Source organism: Hafnia sp. HMSC23F03 (assembly GCF_001816025.1).
Classification (GTDB): domain Bacteria; phylum Pseudomonadota; class Gammaproteobacteria; order Enterobacterales; family Enterobacteriaceae; genus Hafnia; species Hafnia paralvei.
Map to the genome: position 1 here is coordinate 140,749 of NZ_KV824214.1, position 25,075 is coordinate 165,823.

General features: G+C 50.0%; 31 protein-coding genes and 2 pseudogenes. 3 read left to right on the plus strand and 30 right to left on the minus strand.

From position 1 onward, the window contains the following. From HMPREF3091_RS22850 to HMPREF3091_RS06375, 23 genes and pseudogenes are all read right to left on the minus strand, one after another. Positions 1 to 910: pseudogene (locus tag HMPREF3091_RS22850) on the minus strand (phage tail tape measure protein); the annotation flags it as partial. After that, a complete protein-coding gene (locus HMPREF3091_RS06275; RefSeq protein ID WP_070715247.1) occupies positions 903 to 1,022 on the minus strand; it encodes a GpE family phage tail protein in 120 nt (39 codons plus the stop codon). The pseudogene HMPREF3091_RS22850 and the gene HMPREF3091_RS06275, both read right to left, overlap by 8 nt. A gap of 14 nt (positions 1,023 to 1,036) precedes the next feature. Then, on the minus strand, positions 1,037 to 1,354 hold the full coding sequence (locus HMPREF3091_RS06280; protein WP_246839960.1) for a phage tail assembly protein: 318 nt from the start codon (positions 1,352 to 1,354) through the stop codon (positions 1,037 to 1,039). A gap of 88 nt (positions 1,355 to 1,442) precedes the next feature. Further along, positions 1,443 to 1,958, minus strand: a complete 516-nt coding sequence (locus HMPREF3091_RS06285) for a phage major tail tube protein (protein WP_070714821.1) — start codon at positions 1,956 to 1,958, stop codon at positions 1,443 to 1,445. Positions 1,959 to 1,976: 18 nt separating this feature from the next. Beyond that, on the minus strand, positions 1,977 to 3,149 hold the full coding sequence (locus tag HMPREF3091_RS06290) for a phage tail sheath protein (protein WP_070714823.1): 1,173 nt from the start codon (positions 3,147 to 3,149) through the stop codon (positions 1,977 to 1,979). Positions 3,150 to 3,250: 101 nt separating this feature from the next. Next, positions 3,251 to 3,772, minus strand: coding sequence for a tail fiber assembly protein (locus HMPREF3091_RS06295; protein WP_070714826.1), 522 nt, complete (start codon positions 3,770 to 3,772; stop codon positions 3,251 to 3,253). Between the two features lie 13 nt (positions 3,773 to 3,785). Further along, entirely contained in the window at positions 3,786 to 5,807 is a 2,022-nt protein-coding gene (locus tag HMPREF3091_RS22115; RefSeq protein WP_083321378.1) for a phage tail-collar fiber domain-containing protein, read from the minus strand. A gap of 4 nt (positions 5,808 to 5,811) precedes the next feature. Further along, the gene (locus HMPREF3091_RS06305; RefSeq protein WP_070714828.1) at positions 5,812 to 6,351 is read right to left on the minus strand and encodes a phage tail protein I; all 540 of its coding nucleotides are present in this window, start codon (positions 6,349 to 6,351) and stop codon (positions 5,812 to 5,814) included. Then, positions 6,344 to 7,252, minus strand: a complete 909-nt coding sequence (locus HMPREF3091_RS06310) for a baseplate assembly protein (RefSeq protein ID WP_070714829.1) — start codon at positions 7,250 to 7,252, stop codon at positions 6,344 to 6,346. The genes HMPREF3091_RS06305 and HMPREF3091_RS06310 overlap by 8 nt, the downstream gene beginning before the upstream one ends. After that, on the minus strand, positions 7,252 to 7,599 hold the full coding sequence (locus tag HMPREF3091_RS06315) for a GPW/gp25 family protein (protein WP_070714831.1): 348 nt from the start codon (positions 7,597 to 7,599) through the stop codon (positions 7,252 to 7,254). Before HMPREF3091_RS06315 ends, HMPREF3091_RS06310 begins: the two co-directional genes overlap by 1 nt. Further along, positions 7,596 to 8,189: a phage baseplate assembly protein V gene (locus tag HMPREF3091_RS06320; protein ID WP_070714833.1), complete on the minus strand. Its 594-nt coding sequence runs from the start codon at positions 8,187 to 8,189 to the stop codon at positions 7,596 to 7,598. The genes HMPREF3091_RS06315 and HMPREF3091_RS06320 overlap by 4 nt, the downstream gene beginning before the upstream one ends. Positions 8,190 to 8,269: 80 nt before the next feature. Then, the gene (locus HMPREF3091_RS06325; protein WP_070714835.1) at positions 8,270 to 8,722 is read right to left on the minus strand and encodes a phage virion morphogenesis protein; all 453 of its coding nucleotides are present in this window, start codon (positions 8,720 to 8,722) and stop codon (positions 8,270 to 8,272) included. Beyond that, positions 8,719 to 9,147 carry a phage tail protein gene (locus HMPREF3091_RS06330; RefSeq protein WP_070714837.1) on the minus strand — a complete coding sequence of 143 codons (429 nt, stop codon included), beginning with the start codon at positions 9,145 to 9,147 and terminating at the stop codon, positions 8,719 to 8,721. Before HMPREF3091_RS06330 ends, HMPREF3091_RS06325 begins: the two co-directional genes overlap by 4 nt. Further along, positions 9,110 to 9,358, minus strand: coding sequence for an Rz1-like lysis system protein LysC (gene lysC, locus HMPREF3091_RS22855; protein WP_246839966.1), 249 nt, complete (start codon positions 9,356 to 9,358; stop codon positions 9,110 to 9,112). Before lysC ends, HMPREF3091_RS06330 begins: the two co-directional genes overlap by 38 nt. Then, entirely contained in the window at positions 9,243 to 9,659 is a 417-nt protein-coding gene (gene lysB / locus HMPREF3091_RS06335) for an Rz-like lysis system protein LysB (protein WP_070714839.1), read from the minus strand. The genes lysC and lysB overlap by 116 nt, the downstream gene beginning before the upstream one ends. Then, a complete protein-coding gene (locus HMPREF3091_RS22645; protein ID WP_070714841.1) occupies positions 9,647 to 10,057 on the minus strand; it encodes a hypothetical protein in 411 nt (136 codons plus the stop codon). The genes lysB and HMPREF3091_RS22645 overlap by 13 nt, the downstream gene beginning before the upstream one ends. Next, positions 10,054 to 10,569: a lysozyme gene (locus HMPREF3091_RS06345; protein WP_070714844.1), complete on the minus strand. Its 516-nt coding sequence runs from the start codon at positions 10,567 to 10,569 to the stop codon at positions 10,054 to 10,056. Before HMPREF3091_RS06345 ends, HMPREF3091_RS22645 begins: the two co-directional genes overlap by 4 nt. After that, a complete protein-coding gene (locus tag HMPREF3091_RS06350) occupies positions 10,550 to 10,765 on the minus strand; it encodes an HP1 family phage holin (RefSeq protein ID WP_046358755.1) in 216 nt (71 codons plus the stop codon). The genes HMPREF3091_RS06345 and HMPREF3091_RS06350 overlap by 20 nt, the downstream gene beginning before the upstream one ends. Before the next feature lie 3 nt (positions 10,766 to 10,768). Then, entirely contained in the window at positions 10,769 to 10,972 is a 204-nt protein-coding gene (locus HMPREF3091_RS06355; RefSeq protein WP_063587494.1) for a tail protein X, read from the minus strand. Next, a complete protein-coding gene (locus tag HMPREF3091_RS06360) occupies positions 10,972 to 11,436 on the minus strand; it encodes a head completion/stabilization protein (RefSeq protein WP_070714847.1) in 465 nt (154 codons plus the stop codon). Before HMPREF3091_RS06360 ends, HMPREF3091_RS06355 begins: the two co-directional genes overlap by 1 nt. 95 nt (positions 11,437 to 11,531) lie before the next feature. Continuing rightward, positions 11,532 to 12,191 carry a phage terminase small subunit gene (locus HMPREF3091_RS06365; RefSeq protein WP_070714848.1) on the minus strand — a complete coding sequence of 220 codons (660 nt, stop codon included), beginning with the start codon at positions 12,189 to 12,191 and terminating at the stop codon, positions 11,532 to 11,534. A 207-nt stretch (positions 12,192 to 12,398) separates the two neighbouring features. Beyond that, a pseudogene (locus HMPREF3091_RS06370) lies at positions 12,399 to 13,448 on the minus strand (phage major capsid protein, P2 family); the annotation flags it as partial. Positions 13,449 to 13,463: 15 nt separating this feature from the next. Next, entirely contained in the window at positions 13,464 to 14,291 is an 828-nt protein-coding gene (locus tag HMPREF3091_RS06375; RefSeq protein WP_070714850.1) for a GPO family capsid scaffolding protein, read from the minus strand. A 143-nt stretch (positions 14,292 to 14,434) separates the two neighbouring features. Between HMPREF3091_RS06375 and HMPREF3091_RS06380 the strand changes: the two genes are divergently transcribed. From HMPREF3091_RS06380 to HMPREF3091_RS06390, 3 genes are read left to right on the plus strand one after another with little or no spacing between them, the layout of a single operon-like run. Beyond that, complete coding sequence (locus HMPREF3091_RS06380) at positions 14,435 to 16,201, plus strand: terminase ATPase subunit family protein (RefSeq protein WP_070714853.1); 1,767 nt, start codon at positions 14,435 to 14,437, stop codon at positions 16,199 to 16,201. Beyond that, a complete protein-coding gene (locus HMPREF3091_RS06385; protein WP_070714855.1) occupies positions 16,201 to 16,911 on the plus strand; it encodes a terminase large subunit domain-containing protein in 711 nt (236 codons plus the stop codon). Before HMPREF3091_RS06380 ends, HMPREF3091_RS06385 begins: the two co-directional genes overlap by 1 nt. Further along, positions 16,908 to 17,969 carry a phage portal protein gene (locus HMPREF3091_RS06390; RefSeq protein WP_070714856.1) on the plus strand — a complete coding sequence of 354 codons (1,062 nt, stop codon included), beginning with the start codon at positions 16,908 to 16,910 and terminating at the stop codon, positions 17,967 to 17,969. The genes HMPREF3091_RS06385 and HMPREF3091_RS06390 overlap by 4 nt, the downstream gene beginning before the upstream one ends. Before the next feature lie 418 nt (positions 17,970 to 18,387). On the opposite strand, the gene HMPREF3091_RS06395 is transcribed toward HMPREF3091_RS06390, so the two are convergent. The 7 genes from HMPREF3091_RS06395 to HMPREF3091_RS06425 all read right to left on the minus strand — a co-directional run bounded on the left by HMPREF3091_RS06395 (position 18,388) and on the right by HMPREF3091_RS06425 (position 25,051). Next, positions 18,388 to 19,461 (minus strand): restriction endonuclease, encoded by a 1,074-nt coding sequence (locus tag HMPREF3091_RS06395; RefSeq protein ID WP_070714857.1) that lies wholly within the window; start codon positions 19,459 to 19,461, stop codon positions 18,388 to 18,390. Then, positions 19,442 to 20,533 carry a DNA cytosine methyltransferase gene (locus tag HMPREF3091_RS06400; protein WP_070715251.1) on the minus strand — a complete coding sequence of 364 codons (1,092 nt, stop codon included), beginning with the start codon at positions 20,531 to 20,533 and terminating at the stop codon, positions 19,442 to 19,444. Before HMPREF3091_RS06400 ends, HMPREF3091_RS06395 begins: the two co-directional genes overlap by 20 nt. Positions 20,534 to 20,858: 325 nt before the next feature. Next, entirely contained in the window at positions 20,859 to 21,056 is a 198-nt protein-coding gene (locus HMPREF3091_RS06405; protein WP_070714860.1) for a hypothetical protein, read from the minus strand. Positions 21,057 to 21,229: 173 nt separating this feature from the next. Continuing rightward, positions 21,230 to 23,707 carry a replication endonuclease gene (locus HMPREF3091_RS06410; protein ID WP_070714863.1) on the minus strand — a complete coding sequence of 826 codons (2,478 nt, stop codon included), beginning with the start codon at positions 23,705 to 23,707 and terminating at the stop codon, positions 21,230 to 21,232. Beyond that, entirely contained in the window at positions 23,704 to 24,603 is a 900-nt protein-coding gene (locus tag HMPREF3091_RS06415) for a DNA adenine methylase (RefSeq protein ID WP_070714867.1), read from the minus strand. Before HMPREF3091_RS06415 ends, HMPREF3091_RS06410 begins: the two co-directional genes overlap by 4 nt. Beyond that, entirely contained in the window at positions 24,600 to 24,827 is a 228-nt protein-coding gene (locus HMPREF3091_RS06420) for a TraR/DksA family transcriptional regulator (RefSeq protein WP_070714869.1), read from the minus strand. The genes HMPREF3091_RS06415 and HMPREF3091_RS06420 overlap by 4 nt, the downstream gene beginning before the upstream one ends. Next, positions 24,827 to 25,051 carry a DUF2732 family protein gene (locus HMPREF3091_RS06425; RefSeq protein WP_070714871.1) on the minus strand — a complete coding sequence of 75 codons (225 nt, stop codon included), beginning with the start codon at positions 25,049 to 25,051 and terminating at the stop codon, positions 24,827 to 24,829. The genes HMPREF3091_RS06420 and HMPREF3091_RS06425 overlap by 1 nt, the downstream gene beginning before the upstream one ends. Positions 25,052 to 25,075: the final 24 nt, after the last annotated feature.

Genomic DNA, 25,075 nt, shown 5'->3' on the forward strand with positions numbered 1-25,075 from the left:
AGGCTTTGGATGCCTTTGCGGATACAGCGGCAAAGTTTAATAGGTCTTTTTTCTGCTTCGCCCACGGGTCGCTGTCGTTAGTGACCCCCATACGCGCGCCACCTTCCACCAACGCGGCAATATCAGCTGCCCCGTTCGCCATTGGCAGTGTTTCACTTAGGCGCTGGATGTCTTTTTGCAGTTCGTAATACTGCGCCGTACGCCCCCCTTTATCGTCCAATAGAGCATTGACCTGCTTGGCGACGCCTTTCATAGCGTCCTCAATCTGGCTGTAACTTTTTACCGCCCCAAGAACCGGCGCACCGATGGCTAACCCTGCCGCCGTCGATGTTGCTCCCGCACCGGCAATCCGGTTGCGCATGTCCAGCGTTTTGCCGTATTGGGCCTTAGCTGCAGAGAGTTTGCGCTGTTGTTCTCCGGCGCGTTTTAGCAACCGTTCCTGTTCTTTTAGCTTTGCGTTGTAGCGTTCAGTTTCAGACGTGATCCGCGCCGTGGCTTGTTCACCACTTTTGGCCGAAATACCCATGCGATAAAGTTCAGCACGCGCCTTTCCCATTTGAGCCACACTTTCACGCTGCTTAGTCTCCAGTTTGGTCACCGCACGCCACTGTGCCTCTAGCGCCTGCGTCTGTTTCTTGGTCGGGTTTTCCAGTTGGGACAGCTCACGCGTCATCATCTGCGCTTTCAACTTGGCCTGTTCTAATTCGTTGCCCGTCTGACGGACGGCATTGGATAGCGCATTAAATGACGTGAGTTTTTGACCGGCTTCATCAAGCCGCTTGAGCGCATCACGGGAGTTTTTGACATCTTGGGCCAGCGCTCGCGTGCTGGCCTGTGCCATTTTGAAAGGTCGGGTTAGTTTATCAACGGCATTGAGGACCACCTGCAGCCGCAAATTTTTATCACTCATCACTCGCACCACTGCGTAAAATAGCTCGGTGCCGCCACTCCAGCAGTTCAGGCAGTGACATGTCGTCAGTGACGGCAGGTGACCAGTGGAAAATAGTGGCAACGTCCGCCACCAAATCTTCCACCATTAAGCTGTCGGGATATCGGACTTCACCCGATTCGGCAGCAAAAAAAGCACCACCTCCGTACTCAATGTGATCAAGTCCGCCGGATCGAGCATCAGGACTTCGGCGCGAGTGAGCGCAGGCGTTGTCACACGCGGCAAAACCAGCGTCATGTTGTCCACATCCATTTCCATCAGCGCTTGCAGACGGCAACCGCGCAATGCCCCCGACTGCGGTTTGCGCACCACAATCTGCGTGATAGTGGTGTTTCCACGTTGAATGGGCGTATCTAAATCCACGGTTTTTTCGGTCACTTCTCCGGTGGCAATATCTACAGTCACCGGCTGCGCCGCGTCGTTCTTCTTCGTTGTCATAGTGATACCTGTTTTATTGGGTTAGCGCGGTGACAACCGCGCACATTGAACTTAATTAGAGGCCAATAGCCGCGCGGTGTGCTTCTAACAAATCAACACCGTTTGCACGCTCAATCATGTTGATAGTGTCAATTTCGATCAGCTCTTCGCCGTTAATCGTTAATTTGTAATACGTCGGTGAGAAACTGACTTTGGTCGTTGAGCTGTCGCCCTGCTTGGTATCACCACCATCAATTTCTTTATGGCGTCCACGCACCACCACTTCGACGGCCTGCACTTCGGCGGAATCATCGCGCTGAATGGAGCCGGTAAAACGCAGCATCACCGCGTCCGCCTTTGCTGCGCCCCACTGTTTAAACAGCAGCGACTCCGTGCCGCCCAGCGTAAATTCACACTCCAGCGCACCATCATCCAGACCCAGATCAACATCCGCCGAGCCGTTCATGCCGCCACCACGGTATTTTTCAAACTTACGGGTCAGCTTTGGCAGGGTGAAAGATTCCACAATCCCCATCCAGTTGATGCCATCGCTAAACATATTCAGATACTTAAACTTACGAGGTAATGCCATTGGTCGTTCCCCTTAGCCTTATGCCTTCACCTTTGATGTGAAATCCATCAGGTACGAGTCAGTGATACGCTGGCGTAACATCAGGTTTTCCAGCGGAGGGACGGGGGTGTAGTCGTAATCCAGCAACAGCTTGCCCGCCTTTAGGGTTTCTTTGGTATTACTATCAGGATCGAGATAGCAACGCCCACCCAGCAGATACCCCCCAGAGACCATTTCACGCAGTTTGGCGTTAATGCCCTCGATAATGTCGCGCACCAGCGATGGCGTCAGCGGCTTATCAATCGCCCACATATGGGCTTCGGCCATCGTGTCAGCCAACACCTGTGCGGTACGGGTGTAACATTCAAAGGCAAACAGCGGTTCGTCCGAGCAGCAGCGGGAACCCCAAAAACGAAAGCCATCTTTGCGGATAAGCGTGGTGATGTCGTTCTGGTTGAGTAATCCAGCTTCGGTGGCAGGATCTTGCAAATCCCAAAACACATCTGCGGATAGACCGGTGACGCCGTTCACGCCGACGTTAGACAGGGATTTATGCCAGCCTGTCTCCTCGTCAATTTTGGCTCGCAGTCCCAACGCGCGCGCCGTCGCAAAAGCGGTGGTATCGGCATTGGTCACCGTGTCCCAACTGATAAAGTCCGGCCAGATCAGCATCAGCTCACGCTGGCTGAAATTCTCACGATAGGTGATCACTTCTTCGATGGTTTTGCAGCCATAGGCGCTCACATAAGCAAAGCCACGCAGTTGCTGCGCAATCGCGGCCAGCTCGGTGGCAACGGCCTGTGTATCATGTGCGGGAACACCTAGAATGCGCGGTTTAACGCCCAACTGAGCCTGCGCGGCCAATAACGCTTTTAGTCCGGTTTTCTTACCTTCTGCGGTGACCGAGCCAATAATATTGGTCGTGGTTTCCGCTTCGGTTTCTCCCTGCTCTACACGAACCACCACCACAACGGGCTTACACTGGTCCGCAATCGCATCCAAGGATTGCGCCAGTGTGCCGGTGGTGCCTGCTTTACCGATTGCGGTTAATACATCCGTGATAAGCACGGGCTTATTGAGGGGGAACGCGGTTTGGTCCGCATCGTCGCCAGTGCAAACCATCCCAATGATGGCCGTACTGACAGTAGTGATGGTGCGCGCGCCTTCGTTAATTTCTTGGACACGTACACCGTGGTGATAATCTTGAGCCATAAAGCGGATCTCCTGTTCAGGTGTTCCGCTATGGTGAAAGAGAGGGGAAAAAGAATCATGCAGTGGGCATTGTGACAACGTTGGCACAATACCCAAAGGGATCACACTGCGGGGAGTTCCGGCCAAGCCACAACAGGTGCCGCTGACGTATCGACCCGACTCAGTAACACTCGATATGTACGCCATGCCGTCAGACTGGCTTCTTCCGCTTCTGTTGCCATTCCTAAATCAACCGCATCCTGTAACGGCGTGATTTTTTGATTGGCTTCGGCCATAAGCTGCGCGCGGGTTTCTTCGGCCTGAGCGAGCAATTCAGATTCAGGCACCACGCGAGGCGCTATCTTCTTACCGTCAAAAATCCAATTACCGTCGAGCCGATCGGGAAAATCTTTTGGAATCGCTTTTTTGCTCACTTCCGCAATAGAAAGATTTTCAGGGAATAACTCGACCGCGTTGTAGCTTTGCTGACGGATAACCCCATCCGCTTGATAGGCAATTTTTAGCTTTTCCGCGCCTAACTTTTCACGCACATCATACCAATCTTGACCGTCCTCAGACTGGAGATGCAGCGCGCCATCCTCGGCACGTTCTGTTTCGCACAGTGTGAAATTTTTATAAATCATGCAGCCTTTCCCCTTACGCAATGTTTTTCCAAGACCCGCCGATATATTTTTGGATACGACGGAAATAAACCCGAGAAATATAAAAACCAACACCGCCGCCCGTGGGTTTAGTGGTTCCCACGATGGCGGTGATACACGCGCCTAAAGGAATACTGGCTTGTCCGGGGTAAGGAATATCTTTATATTCTTCGGCACCCATCTGTAGGTTGTTGATATACCGCGCATCAAAATTGTTGTAATTGCTAGGTATCATCTGGCCTGCAAATCCCAACGTTGTCGTGTTCCAATAGCCATACATTCGGCCATTAGCATATAAATCCACTTGACCATCGACAGAGCTGCGCAAGCCTGAATCGTTATCACCAATATTTATCGCAGCATTTCCAACACCACCGACCTGTAATGTATTTTTCACAGTCAGATTTCCATTAAGGGTGCCACCACCAATAGGTAGCGCCCCTACCGCACTTGCGCTAGGGGGATTATTTTTGCTGTAGATATAATCCCACACCGACCATTTGTTTGAGGCTACATCGTAGATACGACTGAAGACGACAGAGCTGTTATAAGGTCGGTATTCTTGAGTGCAACCGTCATTACCATTTGCACCATTTCTCATAACGCATAAGCTACCGGCTGAATTGACAGGGTAATTTAATGCAGTTGTGGCATTTGAATTTGTTGATTGAAAGTAGAACCCCTGTTTTGTCCCTGTAAGTGTATTTAGGTTCGTTCCTGTTGGTAGAATGCCATTGTCTGGAAATGCTCGAATATCACTTGCCGAGGGTTTATTTAATGGTCCATAAAGTTTTTGAATACGCTTAACGACAATAGCACCATCGCTTTTGTTCACCGCTAGCCATTCAACGGATAAGTTCCCTGCAGAATCAACAAAGAGGTTGGCGGTTAATCTCTGTTTGTTATCACCGTTCGAACCATACGATAAGTGAATGCCCGTTCCATAACCGCCAAAATGACTATTTGCAGCGCCGCCACCTTGGTTAAAAAAGGTATTGCCAATACTGGTTGGCGATAAAATATCGCTATCCACCATACCCACACCGCTAGCCCCCACCCCCCACGCGCCATTTATCATCAATGCATTAGGGGTATTATCCGTAATAGATTTTTGAACGTTGGAAGTTGCAGCTGTGCCAAGCGCTAAATTCTTGCGTGCCAGCGGTTTATCGCTCAGGTCAGACAGATTCTTATCTTTTTCTAGGCGCGAATTAGCATTCTCGTTGGCCTTTCCCGCATTTTCGTCGGCGGTTTTGGCGTTTTTGTCAGCCTCGGCCGCTTTGTCATAAGCGGCTTTAACCGCTTTCGGCGTAGCGGCTAATGTCTCACTGGCGCTATTGATGGCACTGCTTAGCTGAACAATCCCCTTTTGGTTCGTGGTCGCATCCTGCGCGGTGTATTTGCCGTTTGCCAAGTCATAAGCCGCTTTGACGGCTTTCGGCGTGGCGGCTAATGTCTCGCTGGTGCTATTGGTCGCGCTGCTCAGTTGGGTAAAACCCTTTTCTTTGAGCGTGGCGTCAGGATGGCGGCGAGATTGCTCATGCTCCAGCAATTTATCGTCAACGTATTCCTGTGTTGCCAGCACGGTCGAGCTATCAATAAGCAAACTCACCGTGTCCATATCGCTGACAATCACCACCATGCGCAGGGTCTGCGCACGGCCTGAGCCCTCGGATAACAACGGCTTATAACTCTCGGCCATATTACTGACCGCAATCAGCGCGCCAGTATCGTCATACAGCCCCAGCTCACGCATCCAAAATCCGCCAACTTCCGGCGGGATCACCAACTCGGCCACCAAATAATTTTTTTTCTTCGGGTCGACGATCACTTTGTTGAGCGCGGCGCGGTGCTTTTCTGCAATCAGCTTGGTTTGTGCTGGATCAGGCGTGGGCAATGAACCTCCGCCATCCCCTACGGCCATGTGGGTGAGATTGATTTTTGTCCCGCCAGCGGTGGCGGCGGCAATCTTGGCCGCGCCGATTTTGGTCAGTACTGCTTTATATTTTTGTCCCATCGGGTTAGCTCTCTTCGTCAGGATAAACGGTGATAATGTCGCCGTCGTATACGGCGGCACCGGTATAGGCATAGCCCGCCACGTCTTGAATAATCGTCAACCCTATCAGGTGACGACTGACCGGCTTAGCATCGGCAATCAGGCGTTCCATTTCCTGATACATCGCCTCGTCAATGCCACTTTCCAACACCCCGATATCCAGCCGGAATGTGCCTGCAGGATCATTGTTTTCCCACCACTCGCTGACGTTAATCAGATAGCCCAAAGGTTCAACCACGCGTCGAATGGCGCTGATGGTGCCTTTTCGGCTATGGATATAAAACGCATCGGCCACCACTTGCCGTTTGGTCTCCTCCGGCCAGTGCTCATCCCAACGGTCAACAGATCGGGACCATGCGAGATAAGGTAAAAATTCAATGGGGCAGGTTCTGGGGTTCCACAAGTCACGCAGTGGCACCTGCAGATCACTAATCCCTTTGCAGGTCTGCGCCAACCGACGTTCTAGCGTTGAAGCTCCCGACGGCAGCAGACTAGGTTCATTCATCAGATCCCCCAATCGTCACACTCCAATCGGTACAATATGCCGCCTGTGTCTTATCTAGGATCACATCCTGCTTGGGCTCAGTAAGTTCGACACGCTGCACACCCTCAACATGTAACGCGGCGTGCAAGGCTGAGATGCGGATGTCACGTCCCAACCGCCGCTGGGTACTGATGTAGTTTTTCAGGCTGGCTTTGGCAGCGGCAAGAATAGGTTCAGACTCCGGCCCCTGATAGACATACAACACCGCGCTGACGGAGTAGGAAACAATCTGTGCAGACTGAACGGTCAAGCGATCCGCCACGGGGCGCACGTTCTCATCATTCAGGGCATTTTTGACCACAGCCAATAATTCGGCATCTGCCTGACCGTCCCCCGCACGCGCCAACACGGTGACCACCACCTGCGCGGGTTCGGGACTAATGGCACTCACATCGGCCACCCGCCCGTCAGCACTCAAGGCGTGATACTGATAAGACGCCGCTGGCCCCGCAACGGATAGCCCTTCAAAGGCAGCAGGAATGCGGGCGCGTAAATCGGTATCGGATTCCATCACCGCATCCACCGGCGGAATGGTGTCCGTGTCAGCAGGCGTCACCACCAAGCGAGTCACATCGTTGTTGGCGGCAAGCTGATCTAAGTCACCGCCAAGCGCATACGCCACCATAACCGCCTGTGCAGCCTCATTAACCCGTTGACGCAGCAGTAATTCACGATAGGCATTTTCCTGCAGCAGCTTAACGATAGGCTCGGATTCCAGCTGCAATGTGCGCCGCACAGCGTCCTGCTCATCAAGTGGGTACAATGACACCAGATAGTTTTTGCGCTCATCCAGTAAGGTTTCAAAATCCAGCGCCTCAACCACATTAGGGGCGGGCAGCTGCGACAAATCAACGGACGCCATCAGGTATTTTCTCCCAGTGAAATAGACAGACTGGCGGGACTGCCATCGGTTCGCACACCCGACAATTCAACGGTCATTACGCCATTCATTTCCGTATTAATTTGGATACGTTGCAGCTGAATGCGTGGCTCCCAGCGGCTAATGGCGGTATAGCTCGCGGCCATTACCTGCAGCTTGACCGCGTCGTTTTGCGGCCAGTCGATGAGCTCTGGCAATAACGAGCCATATTCACGACGCGCAAGACGAGAACCCACGGGGGTCACCAAAATATCCCGCACGGATTGCCGTATATGCTCCAGCTCAGTAATACGTTTACCGGTTAGCTGATTCATACCCAGATATTTCATTTCACTGGTCCCCCAGATGTATCCCCGCCCGACTTCACGCCGTCGTGTTTATGCGCATCGACTACAACACCGTTAGATGAAAGTTTGCCGCTGCTGTGAGTAATATTCCCGCTCATGGTTCCGCCTTTAGTGACAGACATTTGCGGGGTTTCCAGCAAGGTGGCACAACGCACTTTTGGCGTATCAAAAAAGACCTCTTCTGACGCGGCCAGCACCAACTGCTTGATACCGCTTATCAATAATTTGCTGCTCTCAGGGTCATATTCGAAATGGGCACCATCAGGGAACGTCACCACCAACGCATTTTCAGATTGGGACGGCGACGGGTTTTCATCGGAATAGATAGCAGGTAGCGCAAAGGCTGTGGTCAGTTCGCCCCCAATGGCAAGCAATAGCACCTGCTCCCCAATTGATGGTTTCCACCATGTGCGCGCAGCTCCCGCGCGCATCGTCAGCCACGGTATCCAGCCAGTTTGGTTTTCTCCGGTAGCTACACGGCACAGCCATTTATCCGCATCGACTTCAATAATGCAGCCGGTGCGGATCATGTTGCGTAGTAGGCGTAGGAGTTCGGTGATTTGTGTGTTCATGGGGATAGCGTGCCATCAGGACGATGGCATGCGCATTACTGGGGGATTGTTTGATTTACAGCACAATGAGAGCCACGAGCTTAATGTTCGCTTAGGTAGTTAATTAACTCATCACCTACGCGCCCAATATCTATTTCCGTCATTCCAAGTAGCTTTCGTTGTGGATATTTAACCACAGGGCCTCGCTTACCAAGTCTTTCACGTAGACCTAACTGATGCGTGGTGGCTATCTTCTCTATGCGGTTATTACTAAAACTCACCTCAGCCATATCGAGTGTGGCTTTAGTTTTCAGATAACGCGCCGTGCGGATTTTGGTGAACATCTTGCGCTTAACTCGCCCTTTTTTATCACGCTTTTGCGGCTTACGTGCCTCATAGGGTGAACCGTCGGGGTTTCGCTGTTGCTGGATACGCTTTTGTTGAGACTGGCGCAGCGTTCGCGCCCATTGCTGGGTCAGCTTGCGGCGCTGTGCGGGGGTGAACTTCTCCAGCAGCCCCAGCATCCAGTCTTCTAACTGAATAAAATCACTCATTGCCAGCCCCACTCGTCAGGATCTGCAGGGTTTGGTTCACCGACGGCCTCGACGACCATTTGGCCGTTTTCCTCTTTGATGATCACCCGCTCGGTTAGCTTGAGATCAATACTGATATCACTGGTCGTGTTATTGAGAATATCCGCCTCAAAGGTAAAACCATCTTCACGGCGTTCTGGATTAGCCAAAATGTCCGGTTGATGTTGGGTTAACCATCCCAGTATCGGGGCCATCAGCAGGTTTTGGTCTCCGGCAAAGTTCATAACAATCACGTTCAGCGTATAGCGATATTCAAACGATAACGATGCAGCCAACGTTGAAACAACGCTGCCGCTATCAATAAAAATACTCAGGCATTCAGGATTATTTGCAATAAACGGCACTGACTTATTCAGCGCCTGACGTAAAGACTCTGGCTTTTTCATGGTGGTTTTCCTGACAGTCCACAATCATATCAACCTTAGCGGCACAGACAGCCCAAGCGGCCTCTGCAGCATCACCATCGTCACGCAAATCACCGTTAGTCTTTGGCGCTCTGGCGGGTAGCTGGCAGCGCGTCACTGTCGGACAGGTAAGCGTGATAACCTGCGGCCCCGATAATGGCGGGCCGCTGTTGCAACCGGCTAATGTCAGCAGGCAAAGGAGTATCAGCCCAGCTTTTAAGTTCCACATTTTCATTGATGAGTTCCTTAATCCGCTTGTCTTTGGTTGTCAGTGCGACGCTCAACGCATCGACCTGTTGCTGCAACCTCACCTGATAGCGATCATTGGCTTGCGCCATTAGGTTAATAGCCGTCAGTTGTCCATTTTTATCAGCCAATGATTGCTCTAATCGCGTTAATTGCTGTTTTTGAAAACTAACGGTGGTCATGGCGACATCCAGCCGCCACACAATCAACGCAAGTACGCCGATACACAAGCCAACTAACCAGCGCATGATTTGCCATACTCCAGCACCATGGCTTTGATCACTTTGACCACGACTAAACCAACCAGATAACACAAGGCTGTTATTAACCATCCAGAAAAAGCCATGCAAACCACTACAACCAGAGGAAATACCGCTGACATCCAACGGAATAACATGGGCCGCTTTTGATTGAATGCAGCTACAACCTTTTCAATAGTCACCCTTTTTTTATCATCAGGTAACACGCTGGCACCAATGAGACTTATCACGGTCATAAACGCGATAAACAAAGCCATCAAGGTCATTCCCCATACGCACACCACCGCTACATTGATCACATTCCCGTCAGGGTTTAATGCACCATAAACCAGTGTGAGCATCAGACAGATATAAATTACAAACGTAAAACTCATTGAGTTGGTCATTGTGTTACCCCTTTCATGCAGTGTGCTAGCTCCCGCGCGCGGCGGTTCTCTAGCCCTTTATTTTTAACGCCATTAACGTAGATCCAGCGCGGTAACTGCGCACAGGCGCGCCGCCAGTCTCGCCCATTAATGAAATACGCCAGCGTTGAACGACACGCGGCTGCAGTGCCAACGTTAAAGCCAAAACTCACCACGGCGTCATAGACCGGCTGGGGCATATTGACCGCCATACAGCGATCAATTGCCCGTTCAGTTTTGGCAACGTCGGCCACCAGATTTTCCGCCGCCTGCCGTTCGGTGATAACGCTCCTTGCGGTCACGCCCGCCGTGTGTCCAATGCCATTGGTCCACACACCGGCGCTGCACTGGTAAGGCGTCAGGCGGCACCCTTCAAAATCGGCAATCAGCCGCAAACCATCGTCTGACACCTTCAAATGCTGGGAGCCAGATACCAAAGCAACCAGTGCCAGAATGGCTCCCACGGCGCAGCGTTTAACGGTTGAGCTGTTCATAAATATCCTTACTCAGTGCGTCGGTCTTATCTTTGAAAAGCTGAAAGGTTTTGCGCCGGTAGTACCAATTGACAAAGAAGGTGCCAAACCCCAGCACCGTACCGGACAGAAAGGCCACCTCTTGCACATTCAGCCCGCCGAGCCATGCCAAAAACACCGCGAGGCAATAGGAAATAAACGTGGTGATTTTTTCCATCTGTTAGTCCCATAGCTGCACGGTTTGCGTCGTCGGCACGGACACCACATCCGGCAGTTCGATCTCCATCCCGTGGGGTAAAAAAGGCCCGACCTCGGCAAGTTGCGGATTTGCAGCCAGCACAATTTCCGTCATGCCCTGTGTGCGCCCGTAGTACCGCCAACACACCGCATCCACCGTGTCGTATTGCATGGCTCGCACGCGCATTAGATAAGCTCCACCGTAATGTGGGCCTTACCCTGCAGACGTTGGACCGCCCACTGGGCATCTCGCCAAAGCTCATCAATGCTAGACACCATGTCTTCGGCGCGTTTGCTGCCTGATTTGGTGGTGTCAATATCGGGATAACGCTCGGTTAAATTGGCTTTGGTGCGGCAATACACCGCGCGCCGATACCAGTATGTGAGTTCACTAAATCCGCCGATGGTCGCCGCAGGTACATCCACCAGATTGGCAAAACCCAATAGCTGCTGGCGTTCTTTGTATAAAGCCAGCTCGGCGTTGGTTTCACAGATGGCAGACAGTGCCGCTTCTTTCAGGCGCTCATTAGTCACGACACCATCGGTGCGCATGGCTAACCGGTAATGCTCCAGATCGACATCCGGCCAAAACGGGGTATTGGTGATAATCCCCGCCTTACTGTCTGGCTTTTCCGGTGAAACAAAATCCATGCTGTTGTCCTCTGAATGGGTAGGCGGTGGACGGGATTTTGATGAGGCTATCGCCTGTCGCCATCCCGTGCCGCCTCGCGCGTGGGCACGTTCGGTTATCCGTTGTTGGCTTGGCGGGCAATCCGCTCTAGTTGTTCCATATCCTTTTTCACGCCACAGTTCTTATCGAACAGGAACGCTTTACTGATATGGTGATAAGCCAACACCGGCTGATTGTTATCGCGTAGACCATAGGCCAGAATTTTGTGAAGTTTGGCGCGGACTTGGTCGGGCATGTCATGCGCGTCTGTGATTTCCAGCGTGCGCTGGATAAGTGCCACGTCCACCGGCTGCTTGGCGGCATAGTTTTTTGTCATGGCGTCAGCGATTTCCTCGGCCACGGCGCACGCCGTTTGTCGGTTATAGAGCGATGGCATAACCAAACCGTGTTTAAGGGCATAATCGGCAATGTCTAATGCGCCACTAAAATCACCGGCATCCACCCGCCAGATCATGACGTTCATTAGCACATCATCCTGCGCCCCTTTTCCGCTCTTCAACGCGCCCGCCACCCAAGGTTGGTAATAGGGTAAAAGTTCGCGTTTGATTTCGGCCTTGCGCATAGTGGACTGCACCCGCTTTAACCGGCGCTTGTCCTCTTCAAGTTTGAGCAACATTTGGTTGTAGGCTGATAAATTACGGAGCGTGGAGCCGCCCAATTGGGCGGACTCCTCAGCCTGAACACGCATCACATGTCGCCGTGCAGGACTCAACATGATTTACGCCTTCTTGCCGTCAGACTTTGCGGCTTTGTCGGTTGGGGTTGGCTCTTCCGCTGGCAGGGAGGCCGCTTCCTGAACAGCGCCACCGGTCACCGCGTCGGCTTTATCACCACCCAGTTTTTCCGCCAGCAACATGATGGCATCAGCCAATTTTGCGGAATCAACGCCCTCTACGCTTTGAACATCAGCAGACATCATTGCGGCGCTAGGTGCTGGCACTTCCACCGGTCCCATCACGATATTTTCAATCAGCGCCACGCAGCGGTAATCCTCAACCACATAGGCTTCGTTGACCGATTCAAGGTTTTCGATACGGTCACGTTTTGGATTATCAATCACCGAGCGGCGGCGGGTGTCTTCTTGCCAGTAGATAGACAGATTATCCAGTCGGGTGATCATCAACGCATTCGGCGGGAAGTACGGCGCACGTACCGCTTGCAGACCGCCCATGCGTTTCTGGCTAATGATCATATCTGCGGCTAGCGCTTCACTGTTTTCCTGCTCTTTGTTGACCAGCGGAAAATACTTGTCAGCAAGCAGAGCACGGCCACAAATCACCACCAGACCATCATCATCCTGATAAACCGGATCGATAATCTCATCAACGGCGTTCATCACCAGCGCGTCAAGGTTGGCATATGCGCCACCTTTACCTACATTGATAACATTCTTCACGCTGCCATCTTCGCCCGTCACGCCCGCCATGACGTGCGCCGGTGCGTCTTTGCGGATCTTTTCCAGCCAGCCCACGTTCACATCCTGCAGCATGGTATTGACTGCGCGGTTAGAGGTCTTTTCGCGCTTCAAGCCGTTAAACCCGATCATGATGCGGTCCAGTGCCTGACGCTTGATAATGGCGTTACGGATACGCAGTTGGAAGTCTTGGAACTTGGCCCACATGTCCAATTTGGCGTAAGTCAGCGCGGTGTCGAAATTGGTCTGCTCGCACTTGTACTCAATATCACTGAACGCCGTCGGGTCGGTGGGTTCACGCTCTTTGTCTGCGGTATTGGTGGTGCCTGCAATGGTGGTCCCGACGCCCAGACCGAGCAGCTGGCCCGATTGTTCCGGCACAGGGACGACATTGACCAACGTCAGGAAGGCGGCAGACTGCTGGATCTCATCCTCAAGCGTCTGGTTTACCGTCGGCTCTACGGTGAACTTGGCGGACAGATCGTCCATTGCCACACCGTTGAGTTCCGCCAATCGGCTTAGAAAGGCGTTAAATGCAAAGCGGGTATTCTTTTTCATGCAGATGTTGCTCCGTTAGCAGTTAGTTTGTTCTGACGCGGAATGACTGCCACCGGCAGAGAATGGACGGCGGTTTTGATTGCCGTCTTCGGTACTCAGGCGCGTGGTCAGGTCGTCCAACTTCTGGCCATACTCCGCCAGCCGTTCTTCCAGTTCGCCCACTTTGGCAACCTCTGCGGATAGCGTGGTGACCTGCTCCGCCGTTCCCTGCGCTTCCTTCGCGCACAGCTCTACCGCCTTATGCACATTGTTAAAGCGGGCTTCGTCGCTCACCTGCTTTTTGCTAAAGATGTCCATAACGCGGTTGAAGATGTTGGGCTTAGATTCCCCCACCTCTTCGAACTCGATCACGGTTTCTTCTGCCACGGTGAACAGGTTATGCGGGTTGGCTTTGCGCTGGGCCAACGTGCTTTCACCGCTGGCGCTAAAGCTCAGGCGCTGGGTGCCAAGGCTGGCGGGATCGTCGGTGACGGCAAGGCCGACCAAGTAAGCAAAGCCCAAGTCTGAAAACTCGGGATCAACCTCCATCGAGGTGTAAACCTTTTGGCTTTTCTTATTGAGTGCGACCAGCTCCGGCGTGGGTTCGATTTCGGCATACAGCGCCATACGCCCAGCCAGCGCACCGTCTTTAATTTCTTCGGCAAAAAGTCCGGTGACATCGCCATAACGGCCAAATGAACCATCAGGGGAATAGGATTTGATGTGCTCAACGTTAACCCGTGCGCCGTAAACGTCTGGGTCATAGTTTTCCGCCATCTGGGTCAGCCATTCGCGCTGGATTTTGCGGCCGTCAGTCGTCGCCCCTTCCACCCCGACGCGAAAACGCTTTGATTTAGTTGCCATCTGTCAGGCTCCATTCTTGTGAACGTATCAGAGCCACTATGTTTGCGGTGATGGGGGTATGGAGACAACGCGGGGGAATTGTGGGGACGCTGGCACAATCAGCGGCAGCGGTGCAGACGTGATTGGGTCGGTAATCTGGCCGTATGAATACGACAACGGTAAAAACTGACCTCGATCCCCGCCGTCAGGCTATGTTCCTGTACTTTCAGGGGTTACGCATCGCCCGCATTGCTGAAATGCTGGGAGAGAAGCCTGCAACCGTACACAGTTGGAAAAAGCGTGACAAGTGGGGCGACATTGGACCACTGGATCAGATGCAGCTGACTACCGCAGCACGCTATTGCCAGCTCGTTATGAAGGAGCAGAAAGAAGGAAAAGACTTTAAAGAAATTGACCTGCTGGCGCGCCAGTCAGAGCGCCACGCCCGTATTGGTAAATTTAACAACGGCGGCAATGAAGCCGATCTGAATCCCAAAATCCGTAGCCGAAACAGCGGCGAACGCAAGCAGCCTGAAAAGAACGTGTTCAGTGATGAACAGCTGGAAAAACTCGAACAGATTTTCCATAACAACCTGTTTGATTATCAAAAGATCTGGTTTGATGCGGGAAGTAAACACCGAATCCGTAACCTGCTTAAATCGCGTCAAATAGGTGCCACTTACTATTTTGCCCGTGAAGCCTTGATTGATGCACTGACTACGGGCCGCAATCAGATTTTTTTATCCGCCAGCAAAGCGCAGGCGCACGTCTTTAAGCAGTACATCATTGAGTTTGCCCGTGAAGTGGATGTGGAGCTAAAAGGCGACCCCATGACGCTGGGCAATGGGGCCTGCCTGTATTTTCTCGGCACTAACGCTCGCACCGCGCAGAGTTACCACGGCAATCTGTATCTGGATGAGTATTTTTGGATACCGAAATTCCAAGAGCTACGCAAAGTGGCATCAGGCATGGCGTTGCATAAGAAATGGCGTCAGACCTATTTTTCTACCCCTTCCAGCCTCACCCACAGCGCCTACCCGTTTTGGTCAGGTGCCTTGTATAACCGTGGGCGCGCAAAAGCGGACCGTGTAGACATTGACCTAACCCACAACCATCTGGCGCGCGGCGTTCTCTGCCCTGATGGCCAATATCGTCAGATTGTCACCGTAGAAGATGCGGTAAATGGCGGTTGTAACCTGTTCGACCTCGACCAGCTGCGCCTTGAATACAGCCCGCCAGAATATCAAAACCTGTTGATGTGCGACTTTATCGACGATCTGGCCTCGGTGTTTCCGCTGGCCGATCTGCAGGCGTGCATGGTGGACAGCTGGGAAGTGTGGGACGACGTGCAGCCACTGGCGATCCGGCCCTTCGGTTATAACCCCGTATGGATTGGCTATGACCCCGCCAAAGGAACGGCCAACGGTGATAGCGCCGGTTGCGTTGTTATGGCCCCACCACTTGTAGCCGGTGGTAAATTTCGCATTCTGGAACGTTTCCAGTGGCGTGGTATGGACTTTCGCGCACAGGCAGAATCTATCCGCCAGCTGACAGAAATCTACAACGTGACCTATATAGGTATTGACTCCACCGGTATTGGTCACGGGGTATATAAAGATGTGAAAGCATTCTTCCCTGCCGCACGGGAGTTTATCTACAACCCGAATGTAAAAAATGAACTGGTCCTGAAAGCCTACGACGTGATCAGCCACCGCCGTCTGGAATTCGACGCCGGACACACCGACATAGCCCAATCGTTTATGGCGATCCGTAAATCCGTCACCGCCAGCGGCAACCGCCCGACCTATGAAGCCAGTCGCAGTGAAGAAGCCAGCCACGCCGATCTGGCGTGGGCCACCATGCACGCCTTACACAATGAACCGCTGGAAGGCATGACCGCCACTAACACCAATATTGTGGAGATTTTCTAATGACTCAGACAGCCCAAAACAAAAAATATGCAGCTGAACTTGATCAGCTTTTGCCTCATTTTTTTCCTCATCAGCTTAATTGGCATAAAGCCAAAAAACATAAAACTCGCCATATAACCGCTTCACGTCAGATTGGCTGTGATTATTATTTTGCGTTTGAAGCACTTCAAAATGCGATTGCGACGGGAGAAGACCAAATTTTTCTAGGGGGAACGATCGCACAGGCACAAATCGCCTTCCCATACATTTTCGGTTTTGTATATAAAGCACAGCTAGAAGGATTACTGGAAGGATTCAACATTACCTGTCGCCACCCACAGCATTTGGTCCTTCCAAATGGCGCAAAAATATCCTTTTTAAGCCCTAAATGTAGACTTTCAAGTTTTCATGGGAATGTATATGTCCCAAATTATGCATGGTCTGACAACCCTAGAAATATGATTGCCGCGGCCAGCTCACTCTCAATGTATAAGGGCAACTCGCGCACATTCTACACGTCAGCCTCAGACCAAAAGGGAGCATATGAAGCATATCAGCGCATCTTGGCTCATCGTGACGTATGGACTGATAAAGTTGACCTCTATCAAGCACAGAATGGTGATTCGGGAATGCTATCCACGTTATCAATCGAGGAGATTAAGCATAGTTTCACGCTAGACCAATTCAACATGCTGATGATGTGCCAATGGCCGCAGGAGTCAGCAGAATGAGCAAAAAAAAATCTCAGACAAAAAAACAAGCGCTGGCAACACCGCATCAGGCACCTTCGGCAGAAGCTTTTGCTTTTGGCGACCCGATCCCCGTACTGGACCGCCGTGAATTATTGGATTATCTGGAGTGTTCCCGCGTCGAGCAATGGTATGAGCCACCTATTAGTCTTGATGGATTGGCGCGCACGTTCCGTTCCGCCACACATCACAGTTCGGCCATTTACGTAAAACGCAATATTCTAACCAGCACCTTTATTCCGCATAAGCTACTTAGCCAGCAAGCATTCAGCCGCTTCGCTTTGGATTATTTGGTGTTTGGCAACTCCTATCTGGAAAAACGTAGAAACCGACTTGGTGGCACTCTTTCGCTGGAACCTGCGCTGGCAAAATACATGCGTCGAGGCGTCGATCTCGATACTTATTGGTTTGCTCAATATGGTTACAGCACCCAGCCGTACCCGTTTGAAACGGGTTCGGTGTTTCATTTGTTCGAACCTGACCTAAACCAAGAACTTTACGGTTTACCAGAATATCTGGCGGCTATCCCGTCGGCGCTGCTCAATGAGTCCGCCACCCTATTTCGCCGTAAGTATTACCTGAACGGAAGCCATGCGGGCTTCATCATGTATATGAGCGACCCAGCACAAAACCAGTCTGATGTGGACAATATCCGTGCAGCATTAAAGCAGTCGAAAGGACCTGGCAACTTTCGTAATTTGTTTATGTATTCGCCCAGTGGGAAAAAAGATGGTATTCAGATCATCCCACTGAGTGAAGTGGCCGCAAAAGATGAATTCCTAAACATCAAGAATGTCAGCCGTGACGACATGCTAGCCGCTCACCGCGTTCCGCCCCAGATGATGGGGATTATTCCCAACAACACAGGCGGCTTTGGCGACGTAGGCAAAGCCAGTAAGGTATTTGTGCGCAATGAGCTGATGCCCCTGCAGCGCCAAATGCTTGAGCTAAACACATGGGTAGGGGAAGAAGTGATCCGCTTTGAACCTTATAAATTGGATATTGAAGACGGCAATTTATCCGTATCAATTTCCAATTAACTGATAGGCCAAAACTGATTTGATGGCTCTGGGATAACCAAGCATGTAATCAAACTAGCTACTAAACAATAACCGCCTGATGGCGGTTTTTTTATACCTTATCAAAGCGCCTCAAAAGCCCACCACAGCCCCCAATCAAATATTAATGCTTTGCCTGAATCGAAACACGATCACACCCTGACAGGCTGGAATTTTGCGATAAAAAACACGATTCCCCCCCATCGCGCGCAATCATAGCCCCGCCACGCCTACCCGCTTGATCTATGAGTTTTCATGCACCTGCATGAGAGGTAGAGAAGGTGCCAGCTCTGGGGCGATTCAATAAAAAAGCCTATAGGTGGATCATGCAAACTCATGCAGTAAATAGCACTTGGCTCATAGCATGACCCTTACCAAGTTTTTAAATTAACAGTTGGGCTCAATGTATACATGGCTCCATGAAACAATCTAAAAACTTTTCAGTGATACCAGTTGGCTTTCTGCGCTCGCATAACGAATAAAGTTCTTCAACTGCAGAATACGAGAAGAAGCGAGTATTCATATCTCGAAATTGCTCTCTATTGGCTTCAGCTATTACTTTGGCACGATCTTCGTCAGGAGCAACAATGGTCCATCTAACATCTTGCAGTGCTGGACCTAAATCATAAAATCCTTTCATTCTAGTTAGTCCACTGGTGACACCAGTAGTATGCTCAACCTCCATAACTGCAGGCATCAATCTTCCATTTCTGAACCAAATACAATCTATTAGTCTTGCTGCTCTAGCGGCTTCAGGATATGCACTAATCACTCTTTCTTGCGCAAGACTATCAATAACACCTTCCATTTGATCAATACGCTGACCAGCATATTCAATACCTTTGTCATTAGCCGCAATCCAAGTTCTAAAACCAAGATGCTGCCCAATCTTGACAAGTGCTATTTGTATTTGTGCATGCCTTCTCTTTTGTTCAATCGTCATATTTTCAGGCGGAGGGGTAGCTGTGAGATCTATTCCTTTATAGACCACATCCATATTGAATTCTGAAATTTGCATGTTAACATCAGCAAATGCTGTCACCCCAAGAGCATGGGGATTGTCTGGCATATATATCAGATGTTTATGTCCCGGCTTGACACTTTTGCTAGTATTTATCAATTCTATCCGCCCGGGTTTACACCAGTAAAATTGAGAAGTGTGGGCGAGGAGAGTTTCCAAAACTGAACGAGTGTTGTAGCTACCACCAAAAACTCTATCAATATTTACAGGCTTATCCTCAGCCAAAGCATTAGCAAGCCGCCACAACATTTGGACCGATATTGATTCGATCTTCTTACTCGCTAAAGTTTCTCCTTTAGCAGGATTATATCGCCTAAATTCTATAGGGCCTTCAGGTTCATACACTGCATGTATAACAATTTTCCCCTGATTTTTTTCATTGATATATTGGTACTCAACATCACGAGGGAGTTTGCCGATCTCTCGGACAAGATTATGTGCGGTCAGCCTCATTTGTTATTCCTAAGTGTGCTAGTATTGAATTAGCGATCCCAAGTGCAGCAACATATGGAACGCCATTCCCAACAGTCTTAAACATATTTGATAAGCTCATATCTGACGGCAGTTCAAATTCTCGCGGCAAAGATTGAATTGCTAACGCTTCAGAAACAGATATTCTTCTTGGCTTAGTTGGATGCAAATGAACTTCATTGTTACCGTATGCAGCCGTAGGTGAATACCTCCAACGATGCAACCTTTTGTATGATTTACGGCTGTCATCACCTTCTTCAACGCTAAGAAATCTCGCTAGCCCCGCACGAGCCTTGAAACAGTGCTTCGCATTAGGATGATTTTCAACATCATTTTTCCGAAACCAATGAGTTATGGTCAGCTCTTCAGGAAGAGATGCTGGCATAGGAGACTTATTATTCTCCATGAATGGTTCTCTTGTAGGCCAGTTATAGCAAAATGCAGACTTTTCTGGATACTTCCTGCCCGACCAATCAAAAACATCACTAAGGGACGGATTTTTAAAGCCAAGTAAGATGATTCTCTCCCGATACTGAGGCGCACCATATTCAAGGGCATTGATAAGCTTTTCATGTAAAGAGTACCCATGTTCTATCAACTGCTCTTTGAGGGTCTCAAAAAATTCACGATGTTTTTTTGTGCGATACAACCCTTTTACATTTTCAAATAGAAAAAAGTCAGGTGATACCTTACAAATGACATTAACATAACTTTTTGATAACTTACCATTTTCTCCATCTTTGCCTTTATTTTTCCCTGCTACAGAGAAATCAGGACATGGAGGGCCACCAATAAATCCGACGGTGCGTCCCTGCTGTTCTAATTTCTTGCGATTAGAGCAAAGTATATCCAAATCAACTTGTTCAATACTGCATTCGTCATAACCAAATGCTGGCTCGGCATGCCCTAAAATCTTGCGGGAATGCTTGTAGGCATCCATGAAAGGTGAATGATATTCATTCACGTAAACAATCTCATAACCAGAGTTTTCGAACCCTAGATCTAGAAACCCAGAACCGGAGAAAAACGAAAAAATGGCTGGTTTTGTAATCATTTGATACCTATTACTCATTGTAATTCATTGATAAAAAGGAATTTCTTTGTAATTAAAGAAAATACATTAACTTTTTAAGGTGCTAGAGACATAACAAAAATTGCTGCTCACTATATACAAAAAAGCATATCACCGCGACTAAGGTAACTTTCAGCGTATTACTACTACTAACGCAAAACATGTGTTCAGAAAACTATAAGCCGATTTTCTTTTCCAGCACATTAGCCGATACAGCCATAACAGGCTGCGACACCTTAGCCTGTTTATCAAAAAGGACCTCTACTCTCATGCTCCCCCCTCGATTTATTGCATAGCATATTTGAATTTACTGGTACGACACTGGCGCTCTTCGGCGTTCTTCATCGTCATAATTATCCAGCTTGTCGATCAGCTGCGTGGTCAGTTCATTAATCCAGACCAGTGCCAGTTCTTTATCATCTCCACTACATACGTCCATCGACACAACCCGTGCGATGAGTTGGATACGCTGCAATGCGAGAGACTCCGTGAGAAGATCAGACACAATTCCTCCCTCTTCACTATTTACTGTGTATTTATACAGTATATCAATAGATTTTAAACGGGAAGAAGTTTTTGACCAAAATATGATACCGATTAAGAGTTACCGTAAATAATCCCCATCTGTTCACGAGGATTTAACGAGTAGACAACGTAATAGGCTGTTAGATAACCGCTTTATCTTCGGCTACATGCTATTAGCTTTTGAATTTTGCTCAGATTAATACGTGCTTTTTCTAACCTTTTTTTATCAGCAACACTTTGACTTTGTTCTGCTTGCTCCCTGACATAATCGGCCAAATAGCGTTTAAGACATTTTTGTTGATGGCGCATATTAGCGACATTGCCGCGCTGGTCGATCATCCCAGCAACCTTGAGAGTTTGCCGTTTATCTTTAGTCTTGCGCTGAAAAATTGCCCCCGTACTATCTCCTCTATAGATTGCATCCCCCACCTGAACGGTGTGGCCTGATGCCATGCGCCATGCTTCTGATTGCGTCAGTTCTATGCCGTAAATCGCCATATCCTCTGTAATTCTTCCCATGGCATCACCTGCAGCGGCCAATGCAGCCGCTCTTTTTTCCATACGGCGTTGAATAGTTGTGGCGGATTTACGGTGCGCCTCTTCCAAATCAGGGCTACCCGTAAAGCCTTCACGCTGATTTTTCGGTTTAATTCGACCTTCGGCCCTAATTCTGCGCAACATCTGCCGCCGTTCTTTCGGGGTAATGTTGTCAAAATCCAGCGTTATCGGTTCTGTTATGTCCGGTGTCGGGTCTAGCGATCCAGATCCTCCCGTACAGTTATTGACAGAACTCCGAGAGGGCGCAGGAGCGCCCAAAAGGTCAACGGCCAAATCAAGGGCACGCTTCGGCACAATCTTCCACTGCACCGTGCGGGTAATAATTGGGATGTCCATGCCAACAGAAGGAGAGAAAACACCTTTAATCCGTGTCGTTTCTTCGCCGTACTCGTTCAAGTCCTCAGCCGGTTCGTAATAAGTACGCACCACCAGATCGTCACGGCGAACAAATGGACCACCCTGCGCGTTTATATATCCCGCCCAGTCGCCCACATCAGCAGCATCATGCACAGCCGCAAACTCAACGCTTAGACCTAGCGCAGTTTCAGGATCAGCCATGCGGCGCAGTTCACGATAAACCGATACCGGCGCACCACCGATAAACTGAAACTGGCGGATACGCCAACGCGCAGCCCACGCCGATACGGCGGGAGCCATTTCTTTTAACGGCTGTCTAGTGTCGTCGTCCAGCTCATCATCTAGTGCGTAACCATCAATATTTTTACTGATGTATTTCGCCACATAACCTGTGGCGCTGCCCTTGTCTGGGTCGATGGCCTCCGCGTGAAAACGGGCTTTTCTGGCCTTATCGCTGTTCAGTTCTTTGCTGTCTTCTTTGAAGGCATAATCACGCAAAATCTCACGCACGCGATCCACGTTCTCTGGCTCCATAAACATCAGCATGTGCCAGTGCGGGGTTCCATCATGATGGGGTTCTGCAACGCGAATGCCGAAAATCCGCAAGTCCTCACGATGCAACTTGGCCCGCACACGTTCCCAAACGCTGCGCAAATAACGCTGCGTGTCTGCAGGACTTGAACCATTCCATTTGCTATTGCTGTAACCGGCTTTCGTGGTGGCGTGATATTTAGACGGTGCGGTCAGGGTATAAAACTCCCCGATATAACCGAGTTGATTACAGATATTTTCAAAGCCACGGATACGAGTCATTAACTCGCAGCGACGGATCGCCGGATTTGCCACACTGCCATCATATTTGTCGATCAGGCTAATGCGGTTGCCTTCGGTGTCTTCCAGCTCCATGCCTTTCAAGAATTCACGGGTGCGGCGCTTTTGTTCCCGCCATTCGCCTATTGTGGTGCGGCTGGCGTAAGGATTGCCTTTTTTACTGACGTTACGCAGCGCGATCTGCAGGTGCTCACGCCATTCGTTTGACTTCCGACGTAAGTGATTACGCCACCATGTTGGTGACGTCATTCGGAAAATCGCTGAACTGGCCTCCGCCTCAATAAATACCTTGTTGTTAATGCGATCCCATAACGGCGGTGTTTGGCCCAATTGCTGCGTGATAGCACCGGCGCGCTGATACATCGCCCACCCCAGACGCAGATCACTGGCTTCTGGCATTTGGTCACTAATAAATCCCAGCTCAAGCCGCATATAGGTAGCGGTGTCTTCCGCCAGCAATTCAACATCTGCGCGGGACATATCAGGGAGTTTATTAAAACGGCCAAACAGGGAGGCATTCCCCTCTGTCATTTTTGGCAGGCGGTAGCGCTTAGTGACTAATTCAAGGCGCGGCAATGTGCGCTTAACAAATGAATTGATTAAGTACGCATTGGCTCGCTGAATCCCCTGCAGGCGTTCAAGATTATCAACACGGCGGGAAATATCCCTGCGCACACAGCTGGCCTGCTTCTCCAGTTTTTTATGCGCATGTGACAACGCCGCGATCAGTCGATCACGGCGGTTAGCTTCTTCAATAGCAAGTTCGTAGGCTTCACTTTGACTTAGCGGCTTATCTCTAAGCCGCTGGTAAAACTCGTAATACGGTGACTCGATGGCTGGACGTGGTGCGTTCCATGGGTATGGCCATTCCGCAATGTCAGTCATTCACACGTCCCACGGGCAAAATCATCGCTATCAAGCAGAAAACGGATCGGCACTACACGAGGCTCAAGCCCTAACGTAATGATCAGCTCATCAGCAGACTTTCGGCTGCTTCCAGCTCCGCCACAGCTACGGCGTACTGTCAGTGGCTGCAAATCAAAGTCGGAATAAAGTGACCTTACAGACTGGTTGTCATTGTTGGACGCAACACAAAAGCAGCCTGAGTAAGACAAACGACGTAATTCACCAGCCAGTTGTGAGTGCTGCTCATAACCAAAACCATCTTTGGTGTAAGCAGTAAATTCTTGAGAATGGTTAAAACCAACACTTGAAACAGATGCTGGGAGGTAAGGCGGATCGCAATAAACTACATCCCCACTTTTTGCCATCTGCAATGTTTCTTCAAAGCTGGCGCAGATAAAGGCGGCTTGCTTTGCCTTCTTAGCGAATGCGCGGATCTCATCCTCTGGGAAGTAGGGACTTTTTAATTTTCCGTAAGGGGTATTGAACTCACCTTTTTTGTTATAACGACACAGACCATTAAAGCAGTGACGATTCAGATATAAGAAATAAACCGCGCTAGTAAATAAACAGCTGCGATCTAAGTTGAATTTATTTCGTACTTGATAGTATGAAACATCATCCTTGTTGTTTTCGAAAACGCCTCTTAGTTCTTCAATGAAGAACTCTGTATTTTCCTGAATGACCTGATACATATTAATGAGATCAGAGTTCACATCAGCAATAAAGTATTGCTCATAATCTGTATTCATCATCACTGAACACGAACCTGCAAACGGCTCTATTAAGCGCTTACCAACAGGCAAGTGCTTTTTTAATTCAGCCATCATGCGGCTCTTACTACCAGCCCAGCGTAAAATCGTTGATTGGATACTCATAATGCGGCCCCTTTATAGTGTTTACTTTTCAGTTCGTTAATCTCCTGACAAGTCACACAGCAAGTGACCCCAGCAACCGCCAAACGGCGCTGCTCTGGGATAGGCTCGCCACACACTTCACAGATGAACGCAGACGCGCCAACCGTCCGAGCAGTAGCGCTTTTAATCTGGCGATCTAGGATTTCTTGTTGGCGCTCCTGCGCCATGTCCATTTGGTCAGCCATTAGTGCAACTCCTGCGCCTGATGCTGGATTAATTCACTTTCTTTACGCAGCAGCTCGGCCACCTCAACGTGGTTTAGCTCCTTGCCCTGAATATGGTTTGCCAAGTTCTGCAGACGCGCGGCCATAACTTCGCCACGGTTGCGACGCTCATCCATACGGGCATTAGTCAGTAAAGCTTCCAAATTGAGTTCCACTTTCGTTTCTCTAACTTCGATATTTTTCATTGGTCAATCCTGTTTTTAGATAAA

Bases quoted from the DNA above. Each gene is read 5' to 3' on its own strand.
- HMPREF3091_RS06285 (WP_070714821.1), bottom strand. From the start codon at position 1,958: ATGGCATTACCTCGTAAGTTTAAGTATCTGAATATGTTTAGCGATGGC.
- HMPREF3091_RS06290 (WP_070714823.1), bottom strand. From the start codon at position 3,149: ATGGCTCAAGATTATCACCACGGTGTACGTGTCCAAGAAATTAACGAA.
- HMPREF3091_RS06295 (WP_070714826.1), bottom strand. From the start codon at position 3,772: ATGATTTATAAAAATTTCACACTGTGCGAAACAGAACGTGCCGAGGAT.
- HMPREF3091_RS22115 (WP_083321378.1), bottom strand. From the start codon at position 5,807: ATGGGACAAAAATATAAAGCAGTACTGACCAAAATCGGCGCGGCCAAG.
- HMPREF3091_RS06305 (WP_070714828.1), bottom strand. From the start codon at position 6,351: ATGAATGAACCTAGTCTGCTGCCGTCGGGAGCTTCAACGCTAGAACGT.
- HMPREF3091_RS06310 (WP_070714829.1), bottom strand. From the start codon at position 7,252: ATGGCGTCCGTTGATTTGTCGCAGCTGCCCGCCCCTAATGTGGTTGAG.
- HMPREF3091_RS06315 (WP_070714831.1), bottom strand. From the start codon at position 7,599: ATGAAATATCTGGGTATGAATCAGCTAACCGGTAAACGTATTACTGAG.
- HMPREF3091_RS06320 (WP_070714833.1), bottom strand. From the start codon at position 8,189: ATGAACACACAAATCACCGAACTCCTACGCCTACTACGCAACATGATC.
- HMPREF3091_RS06325 (WP_070714835.1), bottom strand. From the start codon at position 8,722: ATGAGTGATTTTATTCAGTTAGAAGACTGGATGCTGGGGCTGCTGGAG.
- HMPREF3091_RS06330 (WP_070714837.1), bottom strand. From the start codon at position 9,147: ATGAAAAAGCCAGAGTCTTTACGTCAGGCGCTGAATAAGTCAGTGCCG.
- lysB (WP_070714839.1), bottom strand. From the start codon at position 9,659: ATGCGCTGGTTAGTTGGCTTGTGTATCGGCGTACTTGCGTTGATTGTG.
- HMPREF3091_RS22645 (WP_070714841.1), bottom strand. From the start codon at position 10,057: ATGACCAACTCAATGAGTTTTACGTTTGTAATTTATATCTGTCTGATG.
- HMPREF3091_RS06345 (WP_070714844.1), bottom strand. From the start codon at position 10,569: ATGAACAGCTCAACCGTTAAACGCTGCGCCGTGGGAGCCATTCTGGCA.
- HMPREF3091_RS06350 (WP_046358755.1), bottom strand. From the start codon at position 10,765: ATGGAAAAAATCACCACGTTTATTTCCTATTGCCTCGCGGTGTTTTTG.
- HMPREF3091_RS06355 (WP_063587494.1), bottom strand. From the start codon at position 10,972: ATGCGCGTGCGAGCCATGCAATACGACACGGTGGATGCGGTGTGTTGG.
- HMPREF3091_RS06360 (WP_070714847.1), bottom strand. From the start codon at position 11,436: ATGGATTTTGTTTCACCGGAAAAGCCAGACAGTAAGGCGGGGATTATC.
- HMPREF3091_RS06365 (WP_070714848.1), bottom strand. From the start codon at position 12,191: ATGTTGAGTCCTGCACGGCGACATGTGATGCGTGTTCAGGCTGAGGAG.
- HMPREF3091_RS06375 (WP_070714850.1), bottom strand. From the start codon at position 14,291: ATGGCAACTAAATCAAAGCGTTTTCGCGTCGGGGTGGAAGGGGCGACG.
- HMPREF3091_RS06380 (WP_070714853.1), top strand. From the start codon at position 14,435: ATGAATACGACAACGGTAAAAACTGACCTCGATCCCCGCCGTCAGGCT.
- HMPREF3091_RS06385 (WP_070714855.1), top strand. From the start codon at position 16,201: ATGACTCAGACAGCCCAAAACAAAAAATATGCAGCTGAACTTGATCAG.
- HMPREF3091_RS06390 (WP_070714856.1), top strand. From the start codon at position 16,908: ATGAGCAAAAAAAAATCTCAGACAAAAAAACAAGCGCTGGCAACACCG.
- HMPREF3091_RS06395 (WP_070714857.1), bottom strand. From the start codon at position 19,461: ATGAGGCTGACCGCACATAATCTTGTCCGAGAGATCGGCAAACTCCCT.
- HMPREF3091_RS06400 (WP_070715251.1), bottom strand. From the start codon at position 20,533: ATGATTACAAAACCAGCCATTTTTTCGTTTTTCTCCGGTTCTGGGTTT.
- HMPREF3091_RS06410 (WP_070714863.1), bottom strand. From the start codon at position 23,707: ATGACTGACATTGCGGAATGGCCATACCCATGGAACGCACCACGTCCA.
- HMPREF3091_RS06415 (WP_070714867.1), bottom strand. From the start codon at position 24,603: ATGAGTATCCAATCAACGATTTTACGCTGGGCTGGTAGTAAGAGCCGC.
- HMPREF3091_RS06420 (WP_070714869.1), bottom strand. From the start codon at position 24,827: ATGGCTGACCAAATGGACATGGCGCAGGAGCGCCAACAAGAAATCCTA.
- HMPREF3091_RS06425 (WP_070714871.1), bottom strand. From the start codon at position 25,051: ATGAAAAATATCGAAGTTAGAGAAACGAAAGTGGAACTCAATTTGGAA.